Origin of the sequence: Streptomyces sp. NBC_00647, assembly GCF_045207245.1 — a bacterium.
In the GTDB taxonomy this organism is placed as follows: Bacteria; Actinomycetota; Actinomycetes; order Streptomycetales; family Streptomycetaceae; genus Streptomyces.
In genome coordinates, this window is the sequence record NZ_CP109040.1 from 8,462,761 (window position 1) to 8,485,664 (window position 22,904).

16 protein-coding genes are annotated in these 22,904 nt (G+C 71.4%); 12 read left to right on the forward strand and 4 right to left on the reverse strand.

Going from position 1 to position 22,904, the window contains the following annotated elements:
* Positions 1-40 precede the first annotated feature (40 nt).
* The 4 genes from glgC to OG788_RS37140 all read left to right on the forward strand — a co-directional run bounded on the left by glgC (position 41) and on the right by OG788_RS37140 (position 7,081).
* Positions 41-1,261 (forward strand): glucose-1-phosphate adenylyltransferase, encoded by a 1,221-nt coding sequence (gene glgC / locus OG788_RS37125; RefSeq protein WP_406375375.1) that lies wholly within the window; start codon positions 41-43, stop codon positions 1,259-1,261.
* A 349-nt stretch (positions 1,262-1,610) separates the two neighbouring features.
* Positions 1,611-3,953 carry a GH92 family glycosyl hydrolase gene (locus OG788_RS37130; protein WP_406375376.1) on the forward strand — a complete coding sequence of 781 codons (2,343 nt, stop codon included), beginning with the start codon at positions 1,611-1,613 and terminating at the stop codon, positions 3,951-3,953.
* A 182-nt stretch (positions 3,954-4,135) separates the two neighbouring features.
* On the forward strand, positions 4,136-5,464 hold the full coding sequence (locus tag OG788_RS37135) for a wax ester/triacylglycerol synthase family O-acyltransferase (RefSeq protein WP_351540757.1): 1,329 nt from the start codon (positions 4,136-4,138) through the stop codon (positions 5,462-5,464).
* A 102-nt stretch (positions 5,465-5,566) separates the two neighbouring features.
* The gene (locus OG788_RS37140; protein ID WP_406375378.1) at positions 5,567-7,081 is read left to right on the forward strand and encodes an SDR family NAD(P)-dependent oxidoreductase; all 1,515 of its coding nucleotides are present in this window, start codon (positions 5,567-5,569) and stop codon (positions 7,079-7,081) included.
* Positions 7,082-7,302: 221 nt separating this feature from the next.
* On the opposite strand, the gene OG788_RS37145 is transcribed toward OG788_RS37140, so the two are convergent.
* Complete coding sequence (locus OG788_RS37145) at positions 7,303-8,109, reverse strand: SDR family oxidoreductase (protein WP_406375379.1); 807 nt, start codon at positions 8,107-8,109, stop codon at positions 7,303-7,305.
* Between the two features lie 296 nt (positions 8,110-8,405).
* Entirely contained in the window at positions 8,406-8,939 is a 534-nt protein-coding gene (locus tag OG788_RS37150) for an HD domain-containing protein (protein WP_406375380.1), read from the reverse strand.
* 528 nt (positions 8,940-9,467) lie between these two features.
* Here OG788_RS37150 and OG788_RS37155 point away from each other — a divergent pair.
* Both OG788_RS37155 and OG788_RS37160 read left to right on the forward strand, forming a co-directional pair.
* Positions 9,468-9,644, forward strand: coding sequence for a hypothetical protein (locus tag OG788_RS37155; protein ID WP_266764192.1), 177 nt, complete (start codon positions 9,468-9,470; stop codon positions 9,642-9,644).
* A 56-nt stretch (positions 9,645-9,700) separates the two neighbouring features.
* The gene (locus tag OG788_RS37160; protein ID WP_406375381.1) at positions 9,701-10,183 is read left to right on the forward strand and encodes a GNAT family N-acetyltransferase; all 483 of its coding nucleotides are present in this window, start codon (positions 9,701-9,703) and stop codon (positions 10,181-10,183) included.
* 37 nt (positions 10,184-10,220) lie between these two features.
* Here OG788_RS37160 and OG788_RS37165 read toward each other — a convergent pair whose 3' ends face one another.
* Together OG788_RS37165 and OG788_RS37170 are read right to left on the reverse strand one after the other, a co-directional pair.
* Positions 10,221-11,561 carry an amidase gene (locus OG788_RS37165; RefSeq protein WP_406375382.1) on the reverse strand — a complete coding sequence of 447 codons (1,341 nt, stop codon included), beginning with the start codon at positions 11,559-11,561 and terminating at the stop codon, positions 10,221-10,223.
* A gap of 383 nt (positions 11,562-11,944) precedes the next feature.
* Positions 11,945-12,988, reverse strand: coding sequence for a LacI family DNA-binding transcriptional regulator (locus tag OG788_RS37170; protein ID WP_406375383.1), 1,044 nt, complete (start codon positions 12,986-12,988; stop codon positions 11,945-11,947).
* Between the two features lie 221 nt (positions 12,989-13,209).
* Between OG788_RS37170 and OG788_RS37175 the strand changes: the two genes are divergently transcribed.
* The 6 genes from OG788_RS37175 to OG788_RS37200 all read left to right on the forward strand — a co-directional run bounded on the left by OG788_RS37175 (position 13,210) and on the right by OG788_RS37200 (position 22,871).
* Positions 13,210-14,496 (forward strand): ABC transporter substrate-binding protein, encoded by a 1,287-nt coding sequence (locus OG788_RS37175; protein ID WP_406375384.1) that lies wholly within the window; start codon positions 13,210-13,212, stop codon positions 14,494-14,496.
* Positions 14,497-14,502: 6 nt separating this feature from the next.
* A complete protein-coding gene (locus tag OG788_RS37180; protein ID WP_406375385.1) occupies positions 14,503-15,483 on the forward strand; it encodes a carbohydrate ABC transporter permease in 981 nt (326 codons plus the stop codon).
* Positions 15,480-16,394: a carbohydrate ABC transporter permease gene (locus OG788_RS37185; RefSeq protein ID WP_406375386.1), complete on the forward strand. Its 915-nt coding sequence runs from the start codon at positions 15,480-15,482 to the stop codon at positions 16,392-16,394. Before OG788_RS37180 ends, OG788_RS37185 begins: the two co-directional genes overlap by 4 nt.
* Before the next feature lie 130 nt (positions 16,395-16,524).
* The gene (locus tag OG788_RS37190; protein WP_406375387.1) at positions 16,525-17,757 is read left to right on the forward strand and encodes a glycosyl hydrolase; all 1,233 of its coding nucleotides are present in this window, start codon (positions 16,525-16,527) and stop codon (positions 17,755-17,757) included.
* 42 nt (positions 17,758-17,799) lie between these two features.
* A complete protein-coding gene (locus OG788_RS37195) occupies positions 17,800-19,824 on the forward strand; it encodes an endo-beta-N-acetylglucosaminidase (protein ID WP_406375388.1) in 2,025 nt (674 codons plus the stop codon).
* Between the two features lie 29 nt (positions 19,825-19,853).
* Entirely contained in the window at positions 19,854-22,871 is a 3,018-nt protein-coding gene (locus tag OG788_RS37200) for an alpha-mannosidase (protein WP_406375389.1), read from the forward strand.
* The last annotated feature ends 33 nt before the right edge of the window (positions 22,872-22,904 follow it).

Sequence of the window (22,904 nt, forward strand, 5' to 3'; positions counted from 1 at the left end):
CAGCCGGGCGTGGCCCTACCGGGTGTAGAGGGGCGGCGGCATGCGGCGCGGTGGACCTTCGGTGCTGGGCATCGTACTGGCGGGCGGTGAGGGCAAGCGGCTGATGCCGCTCACGGCGGACCGGGCGAAACCGGCGGTGACCTTCGGCGGCACATACCGCCTCGTGGACTTCGTACTCTCCAATCTCGTCAACGCCGACATCCTGCGCATCTGCGTGCTCACGCAGTACAAGTCGCATTCGCTGGACCGGCACATCACCACCACCTGGCGGATGTCGAGCCTGCTCGGCAACTATGTGACGCCTGTTCCGGCCCAGCAGCGGCTCGGCCCTCGCTGGTACCTGGGAAGCGCGGACGCGATCCTCCAGTCGCTCAACCTGATCCACGACGAACAGCCCGAGTACGTAGCGGTGTTCGGCGCCGACCACGTCTACCGGATGGACCCCCGGCAGATGCTCGCGCAGCACATCGAGGGCGGGGCGGGTGTGACGGTGGCCGGGATACGGGTGCCGCGCACGGAGTCGTCGTCCTTCGGCGTCATCAGCCCCGGTTCCGACGGCCAGACCGTGCGCGGCTTCCTGGAGAAGCCCGCCGACCCGCCGGGTCTCGCGGACGACCCGGAGTGCGTCTTCGCCTCGATGGGCAACTACGTCTTCACCACCAAGGCGCTGATCGAGGCGCTCCAGCGGGACGCCGAGGACGAGAACTCCGTGCACGACATGGGCGGTTCGATCCTGCCCGCGCTCACCGAGCGGGGCGAGGCGCAGCTGTACGACTTCAGCGACAACCACGTGCCCGGCGAGACCACCCGCGACCAGGGCTACTGGCGTGACGTGGGAACCCTCGACGCCTACTACGACGCCCACATGGACCTGATCGCCGAGCGCCCCGCCTTCAACCTGTTCAACCGCAGCTGGCCCATCTACACGAGCTCAGGGCAGCTCTCTCCCGCGCGGTTCAACGCCGGGGGCATCGCGAGCGAGTCCATCATCAGCGCCGGGTGCCTGATCCGGGGACAGGTGACGCGGTCGGTCCTGTCGCCGGGCGTGGTCGTCGATCCCGGAGCGGTGGTGCAGGGCTCGATCCTGCACGACAACGTCAAGATAGGCCGGGGTGCCGTGGTGCGCGGCGCGGTGCTCGACAAGAACGTCGAGGTGCCGCCGGGCGCGACGATCGGCGTCAATCCGGAGCGCGACTCCGACCTCTACACGGTCTCCAAGGGCGGGGTGATCGGGCTGGGCAAGGGCCAGCGGGTGCCGTAGCCGGCAGCGGACACCCCGGGCCCCGGCCGTCGTCCTCGGGCGACGGCCGGGGCCCGGGATGCCGTGCGTGGACAACGGCCCCGGACACCGGGCTCACCGAACCCGGCATTCCGGGGCCGTTTGTCATGTCCCTGGACATGGGGTGGGGGTGCGTGTTGTCATGCCAACTGCTGTCGATGACAACGTTGTACAGCTCTGACAACGATGTCATCGGCCGTGGTGGTCTCGGACGCGCCGTGCCCGGACGCGACGCGTCCCGCGGGATCCTCGCCGGTTGCCCGGAAAGCCGATCCCCCGCCCCGACCATGCATGAGACAACGATGTCGATCACCCACCGGAGGTCTCCCGCATGAGATGGACCCGGCGCCTGCGCCTGTGCACGGCGGGGCTGGTGACAGCCTCCGCGCTGTTCGCCCTGCCCACCGCACAGGCCGCCGAGCCGCGCGACGGCCAACTCACCGATCTGGTCAACCCCTTCATCGGAACGGAGAACGAGGGCAACACCTATCCCGGCGCCGCCGTGCCCTTCGGCATGGTGCAGTTCTCGCCGGACACCGGCCACAACACCGGGTACGACCACTCCCAGAACCACATCCGCGGCTTCTCCCTCGTCCATCTCTCGGGCGTCGGCTGCGGTCTCGGCGGCGACCTGCCCGTCCTGCCCACCACCGGGGACGTCACGCGGACGGACTACGCGAAGTACGAGGCCGAGTTCAGCCACGACACCGAGGAAGCGCACCCCGGCTCCTACAAGGTCGGCCTGAAGACCGGGATCGAGGCCGAACTGACGGCCACGGAGCGCACCGGCGTGCAGCGCTACACCTTTCCGGCCACGGACAAGGCCAACGTGCTGCTGAACGCGGGCCAGTCGCTGCACAGGACCGTCTCGACGAAGGTCGAGATCCTGGACAACCGGACCGTCCGCACGGCGATCACCGGCAGTGGCTTCTGCCAGTCCACCAAGCCGTACACGGTGTACACGATCACCCGGTTCGACCGGCCGTTCACCACCTCGGGCACCTGGAGCGGCGACACCGTCACCGAAGGCTCCAGGGAGTCGGCCGGCACCACCGGGCGCACCGGCGCCTTCGTGCGCTTCGACACCACCGACGACCGCACGGTCGAGGCGACCACCGCGCTCTCGTACGTGGATGCCCGCGGCGCGGCCGTCAACCTCCGCTCCGAGGGCGGCCGTTCCTTCGACGCCGTCCGCGACGCCGCGCACCGCGCCTGGGAGGACCGGCTCGACGACGTACGAGCGAAGGGCGGCTCCGACACCCTGCGCCGCACGTTCTACTCGTCGCTCTACCGTTCCTTCCTCGCACCCAACATCGGCAGCGACGCCGACGGCCGCTACACCGGCTGGGACCAGCGGATCCACCGCGCCAAGGGCTTCACGTACTACCAGAACTGGTCGCTGTGGGACACCTACCGCACCCAGTCGCAGCTGCTGGCCCTGCTCGCGCCGCGCGAGGCGCGCGACATGGCGATCTCCGTGATCAAGATCGACGAGGAGAGCGGCTGGCTGCCCAAGTGGGGCTACGGCACGGTCGAGACGAACATCATGACCGGCGATCCGGTCACCCCGTTCCTCACCAACGCCTATCAGCAGGGCCTGCTCAAGGGGGCCGGCGGATACGCCGAGCGGGCCTACAGCGCGTTGAGGAAGAACGCCGACGGCGTGCCGCCCACCGACTCGCCGGCGGTGGGCCGCGAGGCCAACAGGGAGTACATCGCGAACGGTTTCGCGCCCTACGTCAAGGGCCGCCCGCACGCGAAGCCCGGCGACTCGGACTACGACCACGGCGCCTCCGCGACCCTGGAGTACGCCCTGTCGGACGCCATGCTCGGCGCGATGGCACGGGACCTGGGCCATGACGCGGACGCCGAGCGCTATCTGGCGCGGGCCCAGAACTACCGCGCGGTCCACGACGGTTCGACCGGCTTCTTCCGCGCGCGGGACGCCTCCGGGGCCTTCACCGGACCGGCGGACCCGGCCCAGAGCGAGGGATTCCACGAGGGCACGTCCTGGCAGTACCAGTGGCTCGTGCCGCAGGACCTGCCCGGCATGGTGGACCTGATCGGCGGCAAGCAGGCGGCGAACGACCGGCTCGACTCGTTCTTCGCCTACGGGCAGTTGCTGAAGGACCCCGCGAAGACCGCCCGCGAGGTCTGGGTCAACGGCCCGTACGACTACTACAACGCGGACAAGTACAACCCGCAGAACGAGCCCGACCTGATCGCCCCGTACACCTACCTGTCGACCGGCCAGCCGTGGAAGACGACCGACGTCGTGCACGCGGCGCTGACCCTCTTCACGGACGCGCCGACCGGGATGACCGGCAACGACGACCTCGGCACGATGTCCGCCTGGAACGTCCTGTCGTCCATCGGGATCTTCCCGGTGCAGCCGGGCTACGACACCTGGGGGCTGTCCACGCCGGTGTTCGAGCGAGTCGACCTGACGCTCGATCGGCGCTACTACCCGCTGGGCGCCCTGACGGTGACGGCGCCGGGCACCTCGGACACCGACCGGTACATCCAGTCGGCGCGGGTGGACGGCTCGTCGTACGGCCGCACGTATCTGACGACCGGCACCCTGCGGGGCATCCGCTCGCTCGGTTTCACGGTCGGTCCGGAGCCGTCCGAGTGGGGAACGTCGGCCTCGGCGGCGCCTCCGGTCCTGAAGTGACGCAGGGCGCGCCTGTCCTGAAGTGACGTGGGGCATGTCGTGAGGTGAAAAGAGTCCCGCCCCTCCCGGGAGGGGCGGGACTTAATCTGGTGTTAACTGAGCGTAGCCTGATCGTACTTGACCGTAATCACCGGTCCGGGTTTGACTGCAAGTTCACCCGTTGCCGACGCGAGAGCAAGCCTTTGACTTCTGACCTGCTCGCACCACTCGACCTTGCGTTCTGGAACATCGAGTCCGACCGGCATCCGATGCACCTCGGCGCCCTCGGTGTCTTCGCCGCGCACTCACCCACCGCCGGTGCGCACGCCGCGGACCTGCTCGCGGCCCGTGCCGCCGCCGTCCCCGGACTGCGGATGCGCATCCGTGACGTGTGGCAGCCGCTGGCACCCCTCGCCTTCGGCAGCGCGGCCCGTGAGCCGGCACCCGACTTCGAGCCGCTGGACCACGTCCTGCTGCACGCGCCGACCGCCGACTTCCAGGCCGAGGCCGGCCGCCTGATGGAACGCCCGCTGGAGCGCGGCCGGCCGCCCTGGGAGGCCCACGTGCTTCCCGGCGAGGACGGTGTCTCCTTCGCGGTGCTCTTCAAGTTCCACCACGCGCTCGCCGACGGGCTCAGGGCGCTGATGCTCGCCGCCGCCATCATGGACCCGATGGACCTGCCGGAGCCCCGCCGGCGCCCCGCCGAGCAGCCCCGCGGGCTCTTCCCGGACGTCCGCAAGCTGCCCGGTCTGGTCCGCGGCACCCTCTCCGACGTGGGCCGTGCCCTGGACATCGGCACCTCGGTGGCCCGCGCCACACTCGGCGTCCAGTCCTCGCCCGCCCTCACCTCCGAGCCCACCGGCACCCGGCGCACCGCCGGTGTGGTCATCGACCTCGACGACGTGCACGTCGTCCGCAAGACCGTCGGCGGGACGGTCAACGACGTCCTGATCGCCGTCGTCGCGGGCGCCCTGCGCCGCTGGCTCGACGAACGCGGTGACGGCAGCGAGGGGGTCTCCCCACGCGCCCTGATCCCCGTCTCGCGGCGCCGCCCCCGCACCGCGCAGCCACAGGGCAACCGGCTCTCCGGCTACCTGATACGGCTTCCCGTCGACGACCCGGACCCGCTCGGCCGGCTGCGTGCCGTGCGGACGGCGATGGACCGGAACAAGGACGCCGGACCCAACCGGGGCGCCGGTGCCGTCGCGCTGCTCGCCGACCACGTGCCACCGCTCGGGCACCGGCTCGGCGGCCCGGTCGTCGGCCAGGCCGCCCGGCTGCTGTTCGACATCCTCGTCACCAGCGTGCCGCTGCCCAGCCTCGGCCTGAAGCTCGGCGGCTGCCCGCTCACCGAGGTCTACCCGTTCGCCCCGCTGGCCCGTGGCCAGGCCGTCGCGGTGGCCGTCTCGACCTACCGGGGCAAGGTCCACTACGGGCTCGTCGCCGACGCCGAGGCCGTGCCGGACCTCGATCTGCTGGCCCGTTCCCTGACCGAGGAGGTGCGCGCACTGATCACCGCCTGCACGCCTTGATCATCACGGGTTTGGTGCCGCGCGCGATTGCTCCGTAAAATTCCGCATTCGAAAGCGAACGCGGTTCGAACGCGGCGCACAACCCGAGGAACGGCAGCAGCGATGACGGTGACAGAGGACGGCCGGGCGACCCCCGCCGTGGACACGACAGAGGCGGCCGACGTCGCGTTCGGTCCCGGTATCGACCCCGAGCGGCTGGCCGTCTGCCTCAGCGTGCTCGACGAACTCGAGAAGATCGACGTCGACCACCCCGACGCCATCACCGTGCGCCGCGCCACCGCGGGCATCTACCGGTCCGTGAAGCAGCGCCGCCGCCAGGAGCGCCGCGCCGCCAAGACGGCCCACGACAAGATGGTCACAGAGTCCACCGCGACCGGTTCCGCCCAGCGCATCGACGACGAGACGGAGGGTCTCCTTCCGTCGTCGGTGACGGAGGAGGGAAGGATCGCGGGGATACTCCAGCGCCCGCGCTCCTGCTACACCTGCAAGGCCCGCTACGTCGAGGTCGACTACTTCTACCACCAGCTCTGCCAGGACTGCGCCGCCCTGAACCGCTCCCGCCGCGACGCCCGCGCCGACCTCACCGGCAAGCGGGCGCTGCTCACCGGCGGCCGCGCCAAGATCGGCATGTACATCGCGCTGCGGCTGCTGCGTGACGGTGCCCACACCACCATCACCACGCGCTTCCCGAAGGACGCCATCCGCCGCTTCAAGGCCATGGACGACTCGGCGGACTGGATGCACCGCCTGGAGGTCGTCGGCATCGACCTGCGCGACCCCGCCCAGGCCGTGGCCCTGGCCGACCGGGTCGCCGAACAGGGCCCGCTCGACATCCTGATCAACAACGCGACACAGACGGTGCGGCGCCTGCCCTCCGCCTACGCCGCGCTCGTCGACGGCGAGAGCGCCCCGCTGCCGGCCGGTGAACTGCCCGCCAGCCACGTCATCGGCGCCTTCAACTCCGGAGCCGTCGACGGTCTGGCGGCGCTGCCCCTGGGCACCAGCGGCATCGACGCGCAGAAGGTCGCCGACCTCGCGCTGGTCGCGGGCAACGCCAGCGTCGCCCGGCACCTCGACGGCACGGCCATCGACGCGGGCGGCCTGGTCCCCGACGTGGTCGACAGCAACACCTGGGTGCAGACCATCGAGCAGATCTCCCCGGTGGAGCTCCTCGAGACCCAGTTGTGCAACTACACAGCGCCGTTCATCCTGATCAGCAAGTTGCGGACCTTGATGGCGGAGGCCGCGCGCAAGGCGCCCGCCCAGCGCGCGTACATCGTCAACGTGTCGGCGATGGAGGGTGTGTTCGGCCGCGGCTACAAGGGCGCGGGCCACCCGAACACGAACGCGGCGAAGGCCGCCATGAACATGGTGACGCGCACCAGCGCCCAGGAGATGTTCCAGACCGACGGCATCCTGATGACCTCGGTCGACACCGGCTGGATCACGGACGAGCGCCCGCACTACGACAAGCTGCGCCTGGCCGACGAGGGCTTCCACGCCCCGCTCGACCTCGTCGACGGCGCGGCCCGTGTGTACGACCCGATCGTCCGCGGCGAACTGGGCGAGGACCTGTACGGCGTCTTCCTGAAGGACTACGCGCCCGGCAAGTGGTGACCGGGGCGGGCGCCGCGACGTGGAGGCGACGGCGGGCGCCCGCAAGCGGTGCCCATGCCCGTGGCGCCCGCAAGCGGTGACCACGCCCGTGGGCGGTCGTCACCGCGGGCGCCACGGCGGTGCTTCCGCCGGCGTACGAGCGCTCGTACCGCCCCGAGCGCTCGTACTGCCCGTGGTCTCGTACCACCCCGAGGCCTCGAACCGGCCGAAGTCCAGGGGCCTCACCCGTCGGGCGTCCGTGTCCGGAGGCGTTCGTGGACGGCGTGGGCGGGGGAGCCCGCGTACGCCGCCCGCACTCGTGTACCCCCGTCGACCAGCAGATCGGCCCCGGTGATCCACTCGGCCGCGTCGGACGCCAGCCAGGTCACGGCACGGGCGACGTCCTCGGGCCGCCCGATACGGCCGAGCGGGAGCCCGGCGCCCAGCTCCTTCTCGGAGTGCTCCCACACGAAGCGGGCCATCTCGGTGCGGACGAGGCCGGGGGAGACCGAGTTGACCCGTACCTTCGGGGCCAGCTCCCCGGCCAGTTGCCGGGTCAGATGGAGCAGGGCGGCCTTGCTCGTGCCGTACGCGCCGACCTGCGGCCCGACGTGTCCGGCGCCCTCCGTGCAGACGTTCACCACGGCCCCGCCGTGCTCGCTCATCCAGGCCCGCCACGCGCACTGCACCAGCCGCAGCGGGGCCTCGACGTTGACGGTGAACGCGTCGCGCCAGCGCTCCGGGTCGGCGTCCATGAGGGGGCCGTAGGGCTGGTTGGTCGCCGCGTTGTTGACCACGATGTCGACGCGACCGAACGTGCCGAGCGTCAGCGCGGTGAGCTCCGTGAGATGCGCCCCGTCGGCGACGGAACCCGCGAGCCCGATGCCGCCGACCCGCTCGGCCGCGCGCCGCACCGCGTCCGGATCGCGCGCGCTCACGCACACCCGCGCGCCCGCTCCGGCGAGCGCCTCGGCGACGGCGAGACCGATCCCGCGCGAGGCCCCGGTGACGATGGCGGCCCTGCCCTCGAGCGTGTACGGCGACATCATCCGCGTACCGTCTCATGACGGACCGTCAGCCGACAGCCCCCGGCGGCGACGGCTCGCCGTCCGGTGGGCAGGACGGCGAGCGCCGTGGGCGGCTCTCCCGCGCGGCGGTCCTGTCCGGCGGTCCTGTGCGGCGGTCCTTTGCGGGCGCGGAGGCGAGGGCCCGGCAACGAGGGCCCCGGGCGCGGCGGCTCGGGGTCGGCGAGGGGGCCTTGAACGGGCGGCGCGGCCGTCGTCAGTCCACGGCCCCGAGGCGCGCGGAACGTTCCGCCACCAACTCCAGCACCGTGCGCCAGTCCTCACATGACCCCGGCGTCCAGGCCGACGACCCTGGCCGCGTCGTCCGCCTGCCGCAGGGTCACCGCGTCCTCGGCCAGCGGGTCGCGCTCGAACGCGGACGCCTCGCGCGGGGTCATCGCGTCCCCCTGCCCGGTCGGGGTGAGCGCGCCCTGCGGGGACGGGCCGCGGCCCGGTGAGGTGGCCGCCAGATAGCGCTTCGCCGCCACATGCAGGCGTACGAGGCGGGAGACCCGCTCGCCGAGCAGTGGCCGTACCGCGTCGGCCGCGTGGTCGGCGTGCCCGGCGTCGTCCCCCGGCCTGAGCAGATGCCCTACGTCGTGGACCAGGCCCGCGACCTGGAGCTCCTTGTCGCTGGGACGGCCCCGCCGCAGCAGCGCGGCGGTCTGCAGTGCGTGTTCGTGCAGATCGACGGGGTCGCCGACGCGAGTCCCCCCGCTCGAGCGAAGCCGGGAGCCGGAGAGGTCCGGGGTGTCCCGGGCGCCCCGGCACGCGTGCAGCAGGTCCATCAGCTCCTCGACGCTGCGCAGCTCCATGCGTCAGTCCTCCCGCGGGAAAGGCCGTTGCCGGGCGCCGGCAGAGCATGGCCTCCTTGCGAACCGGCCAACAGGACCTGAACCGCGTGCCGTCTTCGGTGCCGGCTGCGTGAGTCGCCGTGGGCCGACGGTGACTTCAGGCTTACCCGTGGGCCGGTGCCGACACCCACGCCCAGGGTCGGTTTTGAGCCGAATGGGTGGTAGCGAAGCGGGCATCATGTTTCAAATCGCCGCAGATCGAGGCCTGATGAGTCCTGGATGACGTGTGACAGTAACCTCAAGTTTTCAGCCCCATCGAGCAGGGGCCTGCTCATTTGGTTACTCTGTAGCCGACGGACAGCCTTACTGGGGTCCACCCACACCCACGGTCCGTCCCGGGACAAGCCGGCTACAACGGCTCGCTCTCTTACGAGTTACCGGCGCCACCGCGTCCCTAACTGATTCGACTCAGACCCGAGCGGACGTCAGGTGAGCGGCGCGTACCGTGCTGTATGTCCCGAGGGTTACCCGACACATAAGGAGTGCGCGGTGACACCAGAGAAGACGAATCGCGATCAGCGCCCCAAGGAACACACGGAGCGCTCGGGCGGTGGGACCGACACCAAGCTCGGCAGCCTGGACGTGTGGGCCAGGTCCGCCCCCATCCGCCTCGCGGGCTACGAGGACGACCTCGCCGAGCCCCACATCCTGCCCAGCGTCGACTGATCGACGCCAGGGTCCATCGCGATCGCTGACGGCATGGGCGTGCCAGACTCGCGCCCATGCTGATCAGAGAAGCCGCGGCCGACGACTGGCCGCGGATCTGGCCTTTCTGGCACCGGATCGTCGCCGCCCGGGAGACCTACGCCTGGGATCCGGACACCTCCGAGGAGGCCGCCCGCGCCCTGTGGACGGGCCCGGGCAAGCGCGTGTACGTCGCCGAGGACGACACCGGCGCCGTCGTCGCCTCCGCCTATGTCACCGCGAACTACGGCGGTCCCGCCGCCCGGGTCGCCAACGCCGGATTCATGGTCGACCCGGACCACGGCGGACGGGGCATCGGCCGCGCCCTCGCCGAGCACGTCCTCGCCCGCGCGAAGGCCGACGGCTATCGGAGCATGGTGTTCAACGCGGTCGTGGAGACCAACCCCGCTGTCGGGCTGTGGACTTCGCTCGGCTTCACCGTTCTCGGCACCGTCCCGGACGCCTACGAGCACGCCCGGCACGGGCCGGTGGGTCTGCACATCATGTACCGCGCGCTGTGACCGAGCCGCGCCCCGCAGCCCAGGACCGCAACACCCTTCAGCCGAGCGGTGCGGTACGCCGCCACGGGTGCAGCACCTCGAGCTGTCCGGCCACGTCGAGCAGCGCCGCCTCGGAGCCGGGCAGGCCGACGAGTTGCACGGCGCAGGGGGCGCCGTTCGGCAGTGTCCCGAACGGGACCGACATCGCGGGCCAGCCGGTGAGGTTCCACGGCGGCGTCATCGGCGAGTAGTTGGTGTTGGCCAGAAGATTGCGCAGCCAGCCCCGCTTGTGCCAGTCGGCCGAGGCGGGACTGCGCCGGGCGAGCGCCGGGGTGAGCAGCACGTCGTGCTCCGCGAAGAACGGCGCCAGGCGGCCGCGCAGTTGCTCGCGGCGGGCCCCCTTGCGCACCCCGGTCACGAAGCGGCGTCCGACCGCGGCGTGCACCCGGGTGCGCCGGGCCAGTCTGCGCGGGTCGAGATCCTCGGCGTCCACCGCGGTGCCAGCCGTCCAGTGCGCGAGAGAGGTCGTGCTCAGCCAGAGCGGATACGGCGGGTTCGCGGAGCGCACCTGGTGACCCGCCTCGGCCAGCAGGGCGGCGGCCTCCCGGGCCGCTCTCGTATACGGCCCGGTGACGCGGACACCGGCCAGCGGACTGCGCACCGAGACGGCGATCCTGCGGGTGACGGGCTCCGCGGGAGGTGCCGGCTCGGTGTCCGCGAGGAGGGAGAACAGCAGCCGGACGTCCTCGACCGTCGTGGCGAGCGGGCCGTTCTCGGACATGCCGAACCAGTCGCCGTGACCGATCCCGGCCGGGACCACGCCATGGCCCGGCTTCAGGGTGACCAGACCGCAGTTGGCGGCGGGGATGCGCAGCGAGCCCATCCCGTCGTTGCCGAGCGCGATCGGCACCATCCGGGCGGCGACCGCGGCCGCGCTGCCGCCCGAGGATCCGCCCGCCGTGCGGGACAGGTCCCAGGGGTTGCGGGCGTTGCCGAACACGCCATCCGTGGTGCCGAAGACACAGAGCTCGGGCACGTTCGTCAGTCCCACCACGACGGCGCCCGCCGCACGCAGCCGGGCCACCGTGACGTGGTCCTCGTCGGCGGGCGTGTCCGCGGTCGCGGCGGATCCGTTGCGGTTCGACTCGCCGCGCACCGCGAGGTTGTCCTTGACCGCCACCGGCACGCCCGCGAGGGGGAGTCGGCCGAGATCCCCGGTCGCCAGCGCGTCGGCCTCCGCGAGGGCTGCCTCGGCGCGGACCGTGCGGAAGGCGCCGACGCGGCCGTCGAGCCGTTCGATCCGCGCGAGGTGTTCGGCCACCACCTCTCGGGGGGTCACCCGCTTCTCGCGTACGGCTGCGGCGATCTCGGTGGCGGTCCGGCCGACCCAGGTGGTCACGGGCGCTCCTCACGACTGGCGTACTGGCGAGTAGTTACGAGGAGCACTCTGCCCGGAGGTGGGGCGCCGCGTCGAGAGTCCGCGGCCCCGGACCTTTCGCCCGGCCCTCGCGGGCGTCGAGTGGCGCACCGGCCGAGGTGCCCGCGAGGGCCGCCGTCGCGCGTGGGACCGTCCGGTCCCGCCAGGGCGGGACGACCGTGGAGAGGACCGGCGTGACGGCCGACGGGACCGGCAGGGGCGACGGCCGACGGGACCGGCAGGGGCGACGGCCGACGGATCGAAAGCGAACCTGACCCCATCGCCCGGTCCTCCGCTCGGGAACGCCCCGTTCACGGCCGGTGGAGTTGCCGGATCGGTCGCCGGAGCCCCGACGCGGGACCCACTCACGCCCCGCAGGGCCCCGTGCTCTCGCGCTCGATGAGCCGGGGCACCGGCACCCGCACCGTCCGGGCCGGCCCGCCGTCCAGGAGCGCGGTCAGTTCCTGGGCCGCCGTTCGGCCGAACTGGACCGTGTCCCGGGAGAGCGCCGACAGCCACGGCCTGACCATGCGGCACAGCGGGGAGTCCTCCCAGGCGACCACGGACACGTCACCCGGGACGGTGAAGCCCAGCTCCGTCGCCGCGGCCACGCCGGCGAGGGCCATCATGTCGTTGTCGTAGACCAGGGCGCTCGGCGGGACGGCGCTCTCCAGCACGCGGCGGGTGACCGCGGCGCCCTCGGCGTCCGAGTAGTCCGTGGTGACCGAGCGCACCTCGGCCAGGCCCCGCCGCTCCGCCTCCGCGCGCAGCGTCCGGATGCGCCGCTCGGTGTGGGCGAGCCCCGGCAGACCCGCGATGTGCACGATCCGGCGGTGGCCGAGGGCGTACAGCTCGTCGACGACCGAGGCCATCGCGCCCGCGTCGTCCGCCCAGACCGTGGACAGTCCCGGATGCCGGGCGTCCGGCGCCCCGCCGATCACCACGGCGGGCAGACCCAGCTCGTCGAGGAGGCCCGGACGCGGGTCGTCGACGCGCGGGTCGACGACGAGTACACCGTCCACGCGGTGCTCCGCCCACCAGCGCCGGTAGACCGCGCACTCGGCGTCCACGTCCTCGACCACCTGGAAGAGCAGACCGAGATGACGCTCCGCCAGCACTTCCTGGATTCCGGAGATCAGCTGAAGGAAGAACGAGTCCACGCCCAGGGTGTCGGCGGGGCGTGCCACCACCAGGCCGACGGTGGCCGCGCCTTCGCCGGACAGCTGGCGCGCCGCCGTGCTGGGCCGCCATCCGAGCTGTTCGGCAACCCGGCGGACCCGGTCGCGGGTGACCTCGGAGACGCCGGGCCGGTCGTTGAGCGCGAAGGAGACCGCGCTCTCGGAGACTCCGGCGCGGCGCGCGATGTCCTTCATCGTCGGGCGGCGCGCGGGGGACCGCTTGGCCGGCATGGTGGCTCCCCATTTCTTGATGCTGCACACTAATGCGCTTGAGTGATCGCAGCCTAAAGCGCATTAGTGATCGTGTGCAAGTCGCTGCTGTCAATGCTCTGACCTGCACTAATGTTCTGCGGATTCATTTAGTCCGTTCGAATCCATTGACTTCTTTGAAGTACCCCGGGCATGGTCGCTGGCGCCACCAACTGCCGACGCCGCAAGGGAGCCGTGTCACCGTGCCCATACCCCGCAGAGCACTAGTCGCCGCCGCCGTCGCCCTCGTCCTGCCGCTGAGTGCCTGCGGCTCCGGCGACGACGGCGGCTCGACGGACGCCTCCGGCAAGGTCGAGGGCGACATCACCTTCCAGACCTGGAACCTGAGGGCCAACTTCAAGCCGTACTTCGAGGGTGTGATCGCGGACTTCGAGAAGAAGTACCCCGGCACCCACGTGAAGTGGATCGACCAGCCGGCCGAGGGCTACGCCGACAAGATCAGCGCGGACGCGGCGGGCGGCACCCTGCCCGATGTCGTCAACGTCTCGCCCGACCTTGTCGCGCCGCTCGCCAAGGCGGGCCTCGCGCTCGACCTCGACAAGTCCGCGGGCCAGTACAAGAAGGAGTACCTGGACGGCGCCTGGGCCGGTCACCAGGTGCCGGGCATGACCGGCACGTACGCCTTCCCCTGGTACCTGAACACCGGCCCGCTCTTCTACAACAAGTCGCTCTTCGAGGAGGCCGGCCTCGACGCGACCGAGCCGCCGACGACGTACGACGAACTCTTCGCGGACGCGCTGCGCCTGGCGAAGAAGAGCGACGGCAAGGTCGCCACCCTCGCCAACGTGCCCACCATCGAGGACTTCGGCCGCTATGGCGTCGAGCTGATGAACAAGGAGGGCACCGCGTTCTCCTTCAACGACGCCAAGGGGGTCGAACTCCTCACCAAGTACAAGGAGTTGTACGACGCCAAGGCGCTCGACACGCAGGCGCTGACCGCCACCCCGGAGTCGTCCGGCAAGAAGTTCCTGACCGGCGCCGTCGCCATGAACCCGGGCAGCGCCCTGGACCTCGGCAACTTCAAGAAGCAGGCGCCGAACCTCTACAAGAACATCGGCATCACGGACCAGATCACCAGCACCGGCAAGGTGAACATGTACGTGATGGGCGTGATGGTCAACGCGCGCACCAAGCGCACCCCGGCCGCCGTCGCGTTCGCGCACTACGTCACCGACGCGCGGAACCAGATGTCCTTCGCCAAGAAGGTCGCGATCTTCCCGAGCACGGCGGGATCCCTGGACGACCCGTACTTCACCGAGGAGGACGGCACCGACGAGACGCGGGTGCGGATCGCCGCCGCCAAGTCGCTGAAGAACGCGGTCAATTACACGCCGGTCCTGTTCAGCGAGCAGATGAAGACGGCACTGCGCAACGAGGTCGCCAAGGCGCTCCAGGGCAAGAAGAGCCCCAAGACAGCGCTTGACAACGCTGTCAAGGCCTGCGACACACTGCTACGGCAGCAGGGCTGAGCGGACATGGCGCGATCCTCCGGCACCGTGCGGGAACCCCGGCCCCTCGCGAGGGAGTCCAGGTCTCCTTCCCCGGGGCGGCGGCCCGGCGACCGGGTCCGGCGGCCCGAGACCCGGGTGCGGCGGCAACTGGCCATCAGCCCCTGGCTGTTCGCCGCACCCGGCCTCCTGGTCGTGGGTGTCTTCATCCTGTATCCGTTCGTCTCGACGGTGATCAACTCTTTCACCGACCGTCGCACCCTGATCCCCGGCGAGTTCGTGGGCCTCGCCAACTTCCGGGAGCTGCTGCACGACGAGATGTTCTGGACCGCGCTGCGCAACAGCACGCTGTACGTCCTCGGGGTCGTCCCCGCGCTCGTGCTCCTGCCGCTGCTGCTCGCTCTCCTGGTCCAGAAGAACATCCCCGGCATCACCTTCTTCCGGTCGGCCTTCTACACCCCGGTCGTCGCGTCGATCGTCGTGGTCGGGCTCATCTGGGTATGGCTCCTGGACGAACGCGGGCTGGTGAACTCGCTGCTGGAGGCGATCGGAGTGGGCAAGGTCGGCTTCCTCAGCGACCAGTGGCTGCTCCTGCTCAGCGCCATGGCCGTCACGGTCTGGAAGGGCCTCGGCTACTACATGATCATTTACCTGGCCGCGCTCGCCAACGTGCCGCGCGAACTGCACGAAGCCGCCTCGGTGGACGGCGCGGGCGCGGTGCGCCGCTTCCTCACGGTCACCGTGCCCGCCGTCCGCTCCACCATGGTGCTGGTCGCCGCGCTCTCCTCGGTCGCCGCCTTCAAGGTGTTCTCCGAGGTGTACCTGATGGCGGGCCCGGACGGCGGTCCGGCGGGCGAGGACACCACCCTCGTCATGCTCGTCCAGCGCACCGGCACCGGACTGACCGGCCGGGTCGGCTACGCGTCCGCCATCTCGGTCGTCGTCTTCGTCGTCACCGTCGCGCTCATGCTGCTCGTGCTGCGCGCCGACCGGAAGGAGGACGCGTGAGCGTGCCGGAGAAGGTGCGTCCCGCCGACCGGCGACCGGCGGCGGAGCGCACGCCCCGCCGCCGTGTCACCGACGAACACGGACGCCGCGTCCGCGCCTGGGAACTCGCCCTGCGCTACCTGCTGTTGCTCGCCGTCCTCGCTCTCACCGTGGGCCCGTTCCTGTGGCAGCTGTCCACCTCGCTCAAAGGACCGACCGAGGACATCTTCAGCTCGCCGCCGAGGTTCCTCCCCGCCGAACCGACCCTGCACAACTACCAGCGGGTCGCCGACACCATCCCGGTGTGGGACTACGCCCTCAACTCGATCAAGGTCGCCGGCGCCAACGTCGTCACCAACTGCGTCGGTTCGGCACTCGCGGGCTACGCCCTGGCCCGACTGCGCTACCGGGGGCGGCGCGTGGCCACCCTGGTCTTCATCCTCGCCATGCTGGTGCCGGTCGAAGGCGTCATCATCGCCCAGTTCACGACCATGCGGGAGCTCGGTCTGAACAACACCTTGATCGGGGTCGTCCTGCCCGGCTGCGTCGGCGCGATGAACGTGCTGCTGATGCGCAACGCCTTCCTGAACCTCCCCTACGAGATCGAGGAGGCGGCCTTCGTCGACGGGGCCGACGTCTGGCAGCGGTTCCTGCGGATCGCGCTGCCCTCGGTGAAGGGCACCCTCGCCGTCGTCGCGATCTTCGCCTTCATGGGCGCCTGGGACGACTTCCTGTGGCCGCTCATCGTGCTCAGCGATCCGTCGAAGTTCACCCTGACCATCGGACTCAACTATCTGCACGGCACCTTCGCCAACGACGAACGGCTCGTGGCCGCGGGCACGGTCATCGCCGTGGCCCCCCTGATCGCCCTCTTCGCCTGTCTCCAGCGGTACTTCTTCAGGGGTGTGGGCGAGGGAGCGGTGAAGGGCTGACGGCCGAGGGGCCTTTCGCCGCCGCGCCCGCACCTCCGGAGCTCCGCACCTCGGCACTCCCGCACCTCCGCTCCGTACCTCCGCTCCCGTACCTCCGCACTCCCGTCCTTCCGATTCGCGAGGATCCCGCATGCCTCCTGCCGTGCGCTTCGGCGTCAACTACACCCCGAGTGCCGGGTGGTTCCACCACTGGCTCGACTTCGACCTGGACTCCGTACGGGCCGATCTCGACTCCGTCGCCGCGCTCGGCCTGGACCACATCCGGGTCTTCCCGCTGTGGCCCTACTTCCAGCCCAACCGGACGCTGATCCGCCCGCGGGCCGTCGAGCAGCTCGTCGCGCTCGCCGACGCGGCCGGAGAGCGGGGACTCGACGTCAACGTGGACGGCCTGCAAGGACACCTGTCGAGCTTCGACTTCCTGCCGGCCTGGACGCGGACCTGGCACCGGCGGAACATCTTCACCGACCCGGACGTGGTCGACGGGGAGGCGGAGTACCTGCGCACCCTGGCCGCGGCCCTCGCCGACCGGCCGAACTTCATCGGCATGACGATCGGCAACGAGGTCAACCAGTTCGCGGCCGGCCCGCACCCCGACCCGGACCGTGTCACCGCCGGCCAGGCCGAGGCGTGGCTGCGGTGCCTGCTGGCCGCCTGCGAGGAGGGGGCCCCGGGCAGGACACATCTGCACGCCTCGTACGACGCCGCCTGGTACCAGGACGACCAGCCCTTCACACCCGGTCACTCGGCCCGGCTCGGCGCGATGACGGCCGTGCACTCGTGGGTGTTCAACGGCACGGCACAGCGTCACGGCCGTACCGGCGTCGCCACCGAGCATCACGCCGCCTACCTGATCGAGCTGTCCAAAGCCTGGGCCGACGACCCGCACCGGCCGGTCTGGCTCCAGGAGGTCGGCGCCCCTGCCCCGCTGATCCCCGCCGAGCACGCGGCCGCCTTCACCGAGGCGACCGTCGCGGCCGCCCTGGACTGTCCCGACCTGTGGGGCGTGACCTGGTGGTGCTCGCACGACGTCAGCCGCGACCTCGCCGACTTCCCCGAACTCGAATACAGCCTCGGCCTGTTGACGAGCGACCGGCGGACCAAACCCGCCGGGGAGGCCATCGCGAGGATCGTCAAGGAGGGCCGTACCGGCGCACCCGCCGCGCGCACCACCGCGCTGGCCGTCGACACAGCGCCCGGTCGTTCGGTCTGCGCGCCGGGCGGACCCGTCTTCGAGGCCTTCGCCCGGCTGACCGCCGACGGGGTCCGCCCCACCACTGTCCTCGCGAGCCGCGCCGCCGACCGGGAACATCTCGCCGCCCGCGGCATCACCGAGGTCGTCACACCGGGTCAGGTCACCGCTTGATCCCAGCACCGTAGCCCGTCCCCCAACGATACGGAGCACACCGTGAACCTCAGCAGACGCACCGTCCTGCTCGCCGGAGCCGGCGCCGCCGCCGGACTCCTCCCCGGCCTGCCGGGCACGGCCGCGGCCGCCGGCCGCGACCTCCAGCCGTACGCCTCCTACTGGTACCCCGACTCGCTGCCCTCGGGCACCCCCGGCACCGGTATCACCTGGCGCAGCCTGAAGGAATGGAGCGCCGAGGGCGACACGGACCTGGCCTTCAACGCCGCCACCGTGCCGCTCGCCGCCCGCTTCACCCCGGTGCCCGCGAACACCACGGCCCGCTCCGGCCAGGCCCGCGTCCAGTCCCTCGTCTCCTTCGGACCCACGTCGGGCAACCCCGCGCAGGGGGCGGCCACCGCCGACTACTACGCGCTCACCCACTGGGCGTACGTCGACGAACTCGTCTTCTGGGGAGGCTCGTCGGGCGAGGGACTGATCCTCGCGCCCAACGCGCCGATCGTGGACGCCGCCCACCGCCACGGCGTACCCGTCCTCGGCAATGTGTTCCTGCCGCCCGTCGCCTACGGCGGCCAGCTGCGGTGGACCCGCGACCTGGTCCAGAAGGACTCCGCGGGGCACTTCCCCCTGGCCGCGCGACTCGTCGCGGTCGCCGCCGCGTACGGCTTCGACGGCTGGTTCATCAACGCCGAGACCGGCGGCGGGAACGCCGCGCTCGCCGCCGACATGCTCGGCTTCCTGCGCGAGCTGAAGGCACTCGGCGCGGCCGAGGGGCAGCGCGTCACCTGGTACGACTCGATGACCGTGAACGGCACGGTGAGCTGGCAGGGGGCGTTGAACAACCAGAACAAGACGTTCTTCCAGGCCGCCGACTCCATGTTCCTCGACTTCCGCTGGTCCCGCAGCAGCCTCGCCTCCTCCGGGACGACCGCCCGGCAACTCAGCCGCGACCGGTACGAGTTGTGGGCCGGAGTAGACGTCGAGGCGAACGGCACGAACGCCTCCGTGAACTGGGACGCCACCGTGCCGACGACCACGGCACACGTCACCTCCATCGGCTTCTACCGGCCCGAATGGACTCGCAACCACCTTCCCGCGAGCCGCACACCCGGCGACTTCCACGCCGCCGACGACGCGTTCTGGACCGGCGCCTCCCTCGACCCCGCGCGACCCGACCCGACGGCGCGATGGCGGGCGCCCGCCGTCTCCGTCGCCGACCGCTCCACGGTCACCGCCCTCCCGTTCGCGACCGTCTTCAACACCGGCCACGGCCTGAAGTGGTACGAGGACGGCAGCGCGATCTCCGACGCCGCCTGGAACCACCTCGGGCTCCAGGACCGGCTGCCCTCCCGCCGCTGGGTGGTCCGCACCACCGGCCGACGCCCCACGGTGGCCTTCGACTTCGCGGACGCCTGGCGCGGCGGCAGCAGCCTGCTGGTCTCCGGCGACCTCGACGCGCCGGCCACCCTGGACCTGTACGCGACGCGCCTCCCGCTCGGCCCGGACACGGTCGTCGAGCTCACCCACCGCACCGACACCGGCGACGCGTCCCTGGAACTCGCCGTCGCCACGGCCGAACCGGACGCGGCCGGCGGGGCGCCCCCGTACGCCTACTTCCCGCTGACGTCGGGCAACGACTGGCAGACCTCCACCGTGCCGCTCACCGGGCTGTCGGGGACCGTCCGGGCCCTCGGCGTCCGGCTGACCGGGGCCGGAGCCCCGGTGCGCTGGCGGCTCGGCGGACTCGCCGTCCGGGACGCGGTCGTGACCCCCGACGCGCCCACCGGCCTGCGGGTCACCGACGCCGACGGCGGCAGTCTGCGCCTCGCCTGGCAGGCCGCCCCCGGCCCGGCCGGCGAGGAAGCAGCGTCAGCCGTACGCCACTACGAGCTGTACCGGATCCTTCCCGACGGCACGCGCCGCTTCCTCGGCGGGACCTGCCAGCGCGCCTTCCACGTCGGCGGTCTCGCCCCCGAGCAGGGCGAGGCGGCCGCGCGCTTCGAACTGCGGTCGGTGGGGGAGCTGTTCACCGTCTCGACCCCCGCGACGACCACCCACACCTGGTAGCCCGCACCCTCACCCCACGGAGCACTCACATGCATGACGACCGCACGCTGGTCGAAGCCCGCCTCAAGCGCGTCCTGGACGAACGCATCCGTCCGGCCGTGTACCCCGAGTCCGTGCCGCTGGAGGTGGCGGTGTGGAACGCGCCGGGCGAGCCCGTCCCGGTCGACGAAGGCCTCGCCGCCGCGCCGGAACCGATCGAGGTGGGCGCGCGCTGGGGTGCTCCGTGGGGCACCAGCTGGTTCCGGGTGACCGGGACCGTCCCCGAGGCATGGGCCGGCCGGACGGTGGAGGCCCTGTTCGACCTCGGCTTCGACGAGAACATGCCCGGCTTCCAGTGCGAGGGACTCGTCTACCGGCCCGACGGCACCCCGGTGAAGGGCCTCAACCCGCGCAACCAGTGGGTGCGGATCGGCGACCCGGTCGAGGGCGGCGAACGCGTCCGCCTGCACATCGAGGCCGCCTCCAACCCGGTGATCCTCGACTACCACCCCTTCCTGCCCACCCGGCTGGGAGACAAGGAGACGGCGGGCAGCGAGCCGCAGTACCGGCTGGAGCGGATGGACCTCGCCGTCTTCGACGAGACCGTGTGGCAGCTCGTCAACGACCTGGAGGTCCTCGGCGAGCTGATGGCCGAGCTGCCGGTGGAGTCCGCGCGGCGCTGGGACATCCTGCGCGCGGTGGAGCGGGCGCTGGACGCGGTGGACCTGCAAGCCGTCAACAGCACGGCGGACGCGGCGCGTTCACAGCTCCGGGACGTCCTGGCGGCGCCCGCCGTGCCGTCGGCCCACCGGATCAGCGCCGTCGGGCACGCGCACATCGACTCCGCCTGGCTGTGGCCGCTGCGCGAGACCGTCCGCAAGGTGGCCCGGACCACGTCCAACATGACGGCCCTCCTCGAGGACGAGCCCGACTTCGTCTTCGCCATGTCCCAGGCCCAGCAGTGGGCCTGGGTGAGGGACCACCGGCCCGAGGTGTGGGCCCGGGTGAAGAAGGCGGTGGCCGACGGGCGGTTCGTGCCCGCCGGAGGCATGTGGGTCGAGTCGGACACCAACATGCCGGGCTCGGAGGCGATGGCCCGTCAGTTCGTGCACGGCAAGCGCTTCTTCCTCGACGAGTTCGGTGTCGAGAACGACGAGGCCTGGCTGCCCGACACCTTCGGCTTCGCCGCCGGACTTCCGCAGATCATCAAGGCCGCCGGCTCCAAGTGGCTGCTGACACAGAAGATCTCGTGGTCGCAGACCAACAAGTTCCCCCACCACACCTTCCGGTGGGAGGGCATCGACGGCACCCGGATCTTCACGCACTTCCCGCCCGTCGACACCTACAACTGCTCGATGAAGGGCAGCGAGATCGCCCACGCGGCGAACAACTTCAAGGACAAGGGTGTCGCCCGGCACTCCCTCGCCCCCACCGGCTGGGGTGACGGAGGGGGCGGTACCACGCGCGAGATGATCGCCAAGGCGGCCCGGCTGCGTGACCTCGAAGGGTCGGCGACCGTGGTGTGGGAGACCCCCGAGGACTTCTTCCGCAAGGCCGAGGCCGAATACCCCGACGCGCCCGTGTGGGTCGGCGAGCTGTATCTGGAGCTGCACCGCGCCACCCTCACCAGCCAGGCGAAGACCAAGCAGGGCAACCGGCGCAGCGAGCACCTCCTGCGGGAGGCCGAGCTCTGGGCGGCGACGGCCGCCGTGCGCACCGGATTCCCCTACCCGTACGAGGAGTTGGACCGGCTCTGGAAGACCGTGCTGCTCCATCAGTTCCACGACATCCTGCCCGGTTCCTCCATCGCCTGGGTCCACAGGGAGGCCCGCCGGACCTACGAGCGGGTCGCCGAGGAGCTGAACGCCGTCATCGACGCCGCCCAGCACGCGCTGGCCGGCGACGGGGCGACGGCGCTGGTGTTCAACTCGGCTCCGCACGGCAGGGACGGGGTCCCGGCGGGCGGCGCCGCCGCCCCGCGCGTCGACGGGGAGGTGGGACTCACTCCGCGTACCGGCGGAGGCCACGCCCTCGACAACGGCCTGCTGCGCGTGGAGATCGACGAGCGGGGACTCGTGGTCTCGGCGTACGACCTGGAGGCGGAGCGCGAGACGGTCGCGCCCGGTCGGGCCGCCAACCTGCTCCAGATCCACCCCGACTTCCCGAACATGTGGGACGCCTGGGACGTCGACGAGTGCTACCGCAACACGGTCACCGACCTGGTCGACGTGGACGAGGTCGCGCCCGCCGAGGACGGCGCGTCGGTCCGGATCGTACGGTCGTTCGGGGCGTCCCGGGTCACCCAGGTGCTGTCGCTGGCCCCGGGGGAGCGGCGGCTCGGCATCGACACCGAGGTGGACTGGCAGGAGACCGAGAAGTTCCTGAAGCTCGCCTTCCCGCTCGACGTGCACGCCGAACGGTACGCGTCCGAGACCCAGTTCGGGCACTTCCACCGGCCCACGCACACCAACACCTCATGGGAGTCGGCGAAGTTCGAGGCGTGCAACCACCGCTTCGTGCACATCGAGGAACCGGGATGGGGCGTCGCCCTGGTCAACGACTCGACGTACGGCCACGACGTCACCCGCGCCGTGCGGGACAGCGACTCCGGTACGACCACCACCGTGCGCGTCTCGCTGCTGCGCGCCCCGCGCTTCCCCGACCCCGAGACCGACCAGGGCGTGCACCGCTTCCGGCACGCGCTCGTACCCGGCGCCGCCATCGGTGACGCGGTGCGCGAGGGCTGGCGGATCAACCTGCCGGAGCGGCGGGTGAGCGGTGCGCGCGAGGTCGCGCCGCTGGTCACCGTCGATCAGGACGCGGTCGTCGTGACGGCGGTCAAGCTCGCCGACGACGGCAGCGGCGATGTGGTCGTCCGTTTCCACGAGTCCCGCGGCGGCCGCACGAAGGTCACGCTGACGGCCGGGTTCGAGGTCGGCGAGGTCACCGTGACGGACCTGCTGGAGCGGCCGCTCACGGACGCCGCGTCCCCGTCGCGCGACGGGGCCCGGATCAGCCTGCGGCTGCGCCCGTTCGAGCTGGTGACGCTCCGACTCGCACGCGTCTGACCGGCGCCCCGGCCGTCGTGGAGGCGACCCCGA

Bases quoted from the DNA above. Each gene is read 5' to 3' on its own strand.
- OG788_RS37200 (WP_406375389.1), top strand. From the start codon at position 19,854: ATGCATGACGACCGCACGCTGGTCGAAGCCCGCCTCAAGCGCGTCCTG.
- glgC (WP_406375375.1), top strand. From the start codon at position 41: ATGCGGCGCGGTGGACCTTCGGTGCTGGGCATCGTACTGGCGGGCGGT.
- OG788_RS37170 (WP_406375383.1), bottom strand. From the start codon at position 12,988: ATGCCGGCCAAGCGGTCCCCCGCGCGCCGCCCGACGATGAAGGACATC.
- OG788_RS37160 (WP_406375381.1), top strand. From the start codon at position 9,701: ATGCTGATCAGAGAAGCCGCGGCCGACGACTGGCCGCGGATCTGGCCT.
- OG788_RS37145 (WP_406375379.1), bottom strand. From the start codon at position 8,109: ATGATGTCGCCGTACACGCTCGAGGGCAGGGCCGCCATCGTCACCGGG.
- OG788_RS37140 (WP_406375378.1), top strand. From the start codon at position 5,567: ATGACGGTGACAGAGGACGGCCGGGCGACCCCCGCCGTGGACACGACA.
- OG788_RS37150 (WP_406375380.1), bottom strand. From the start codon at position 8,939: ATGGAGCTGCGCAGCGTCGAGGAGCTGATGGACCTGCTGCACGCGTGC.
- OG788_RS37130 (WP_406375376.1), top strand. From the start codon at position 1,611: ATGAGATGGACCCGGCGCCTGCGCCTGTGCACGGCGGGGCTGGTGACA.
- OG788_RS37180 (WP_406375385.1), top strand. From the start codon at position 14,503: ATGGCGCGATCCTCCGGCACCGTGCGGGAACCCCGGCCCCTCGCGAGG.
- OG788_RS37190 (WP_406375387.1), top strand. From the start codon at position 16,525: ATGCCTCCTGCCGTGCGCTTCGGCGTCAACTACACCCCGAGTGCCGGG.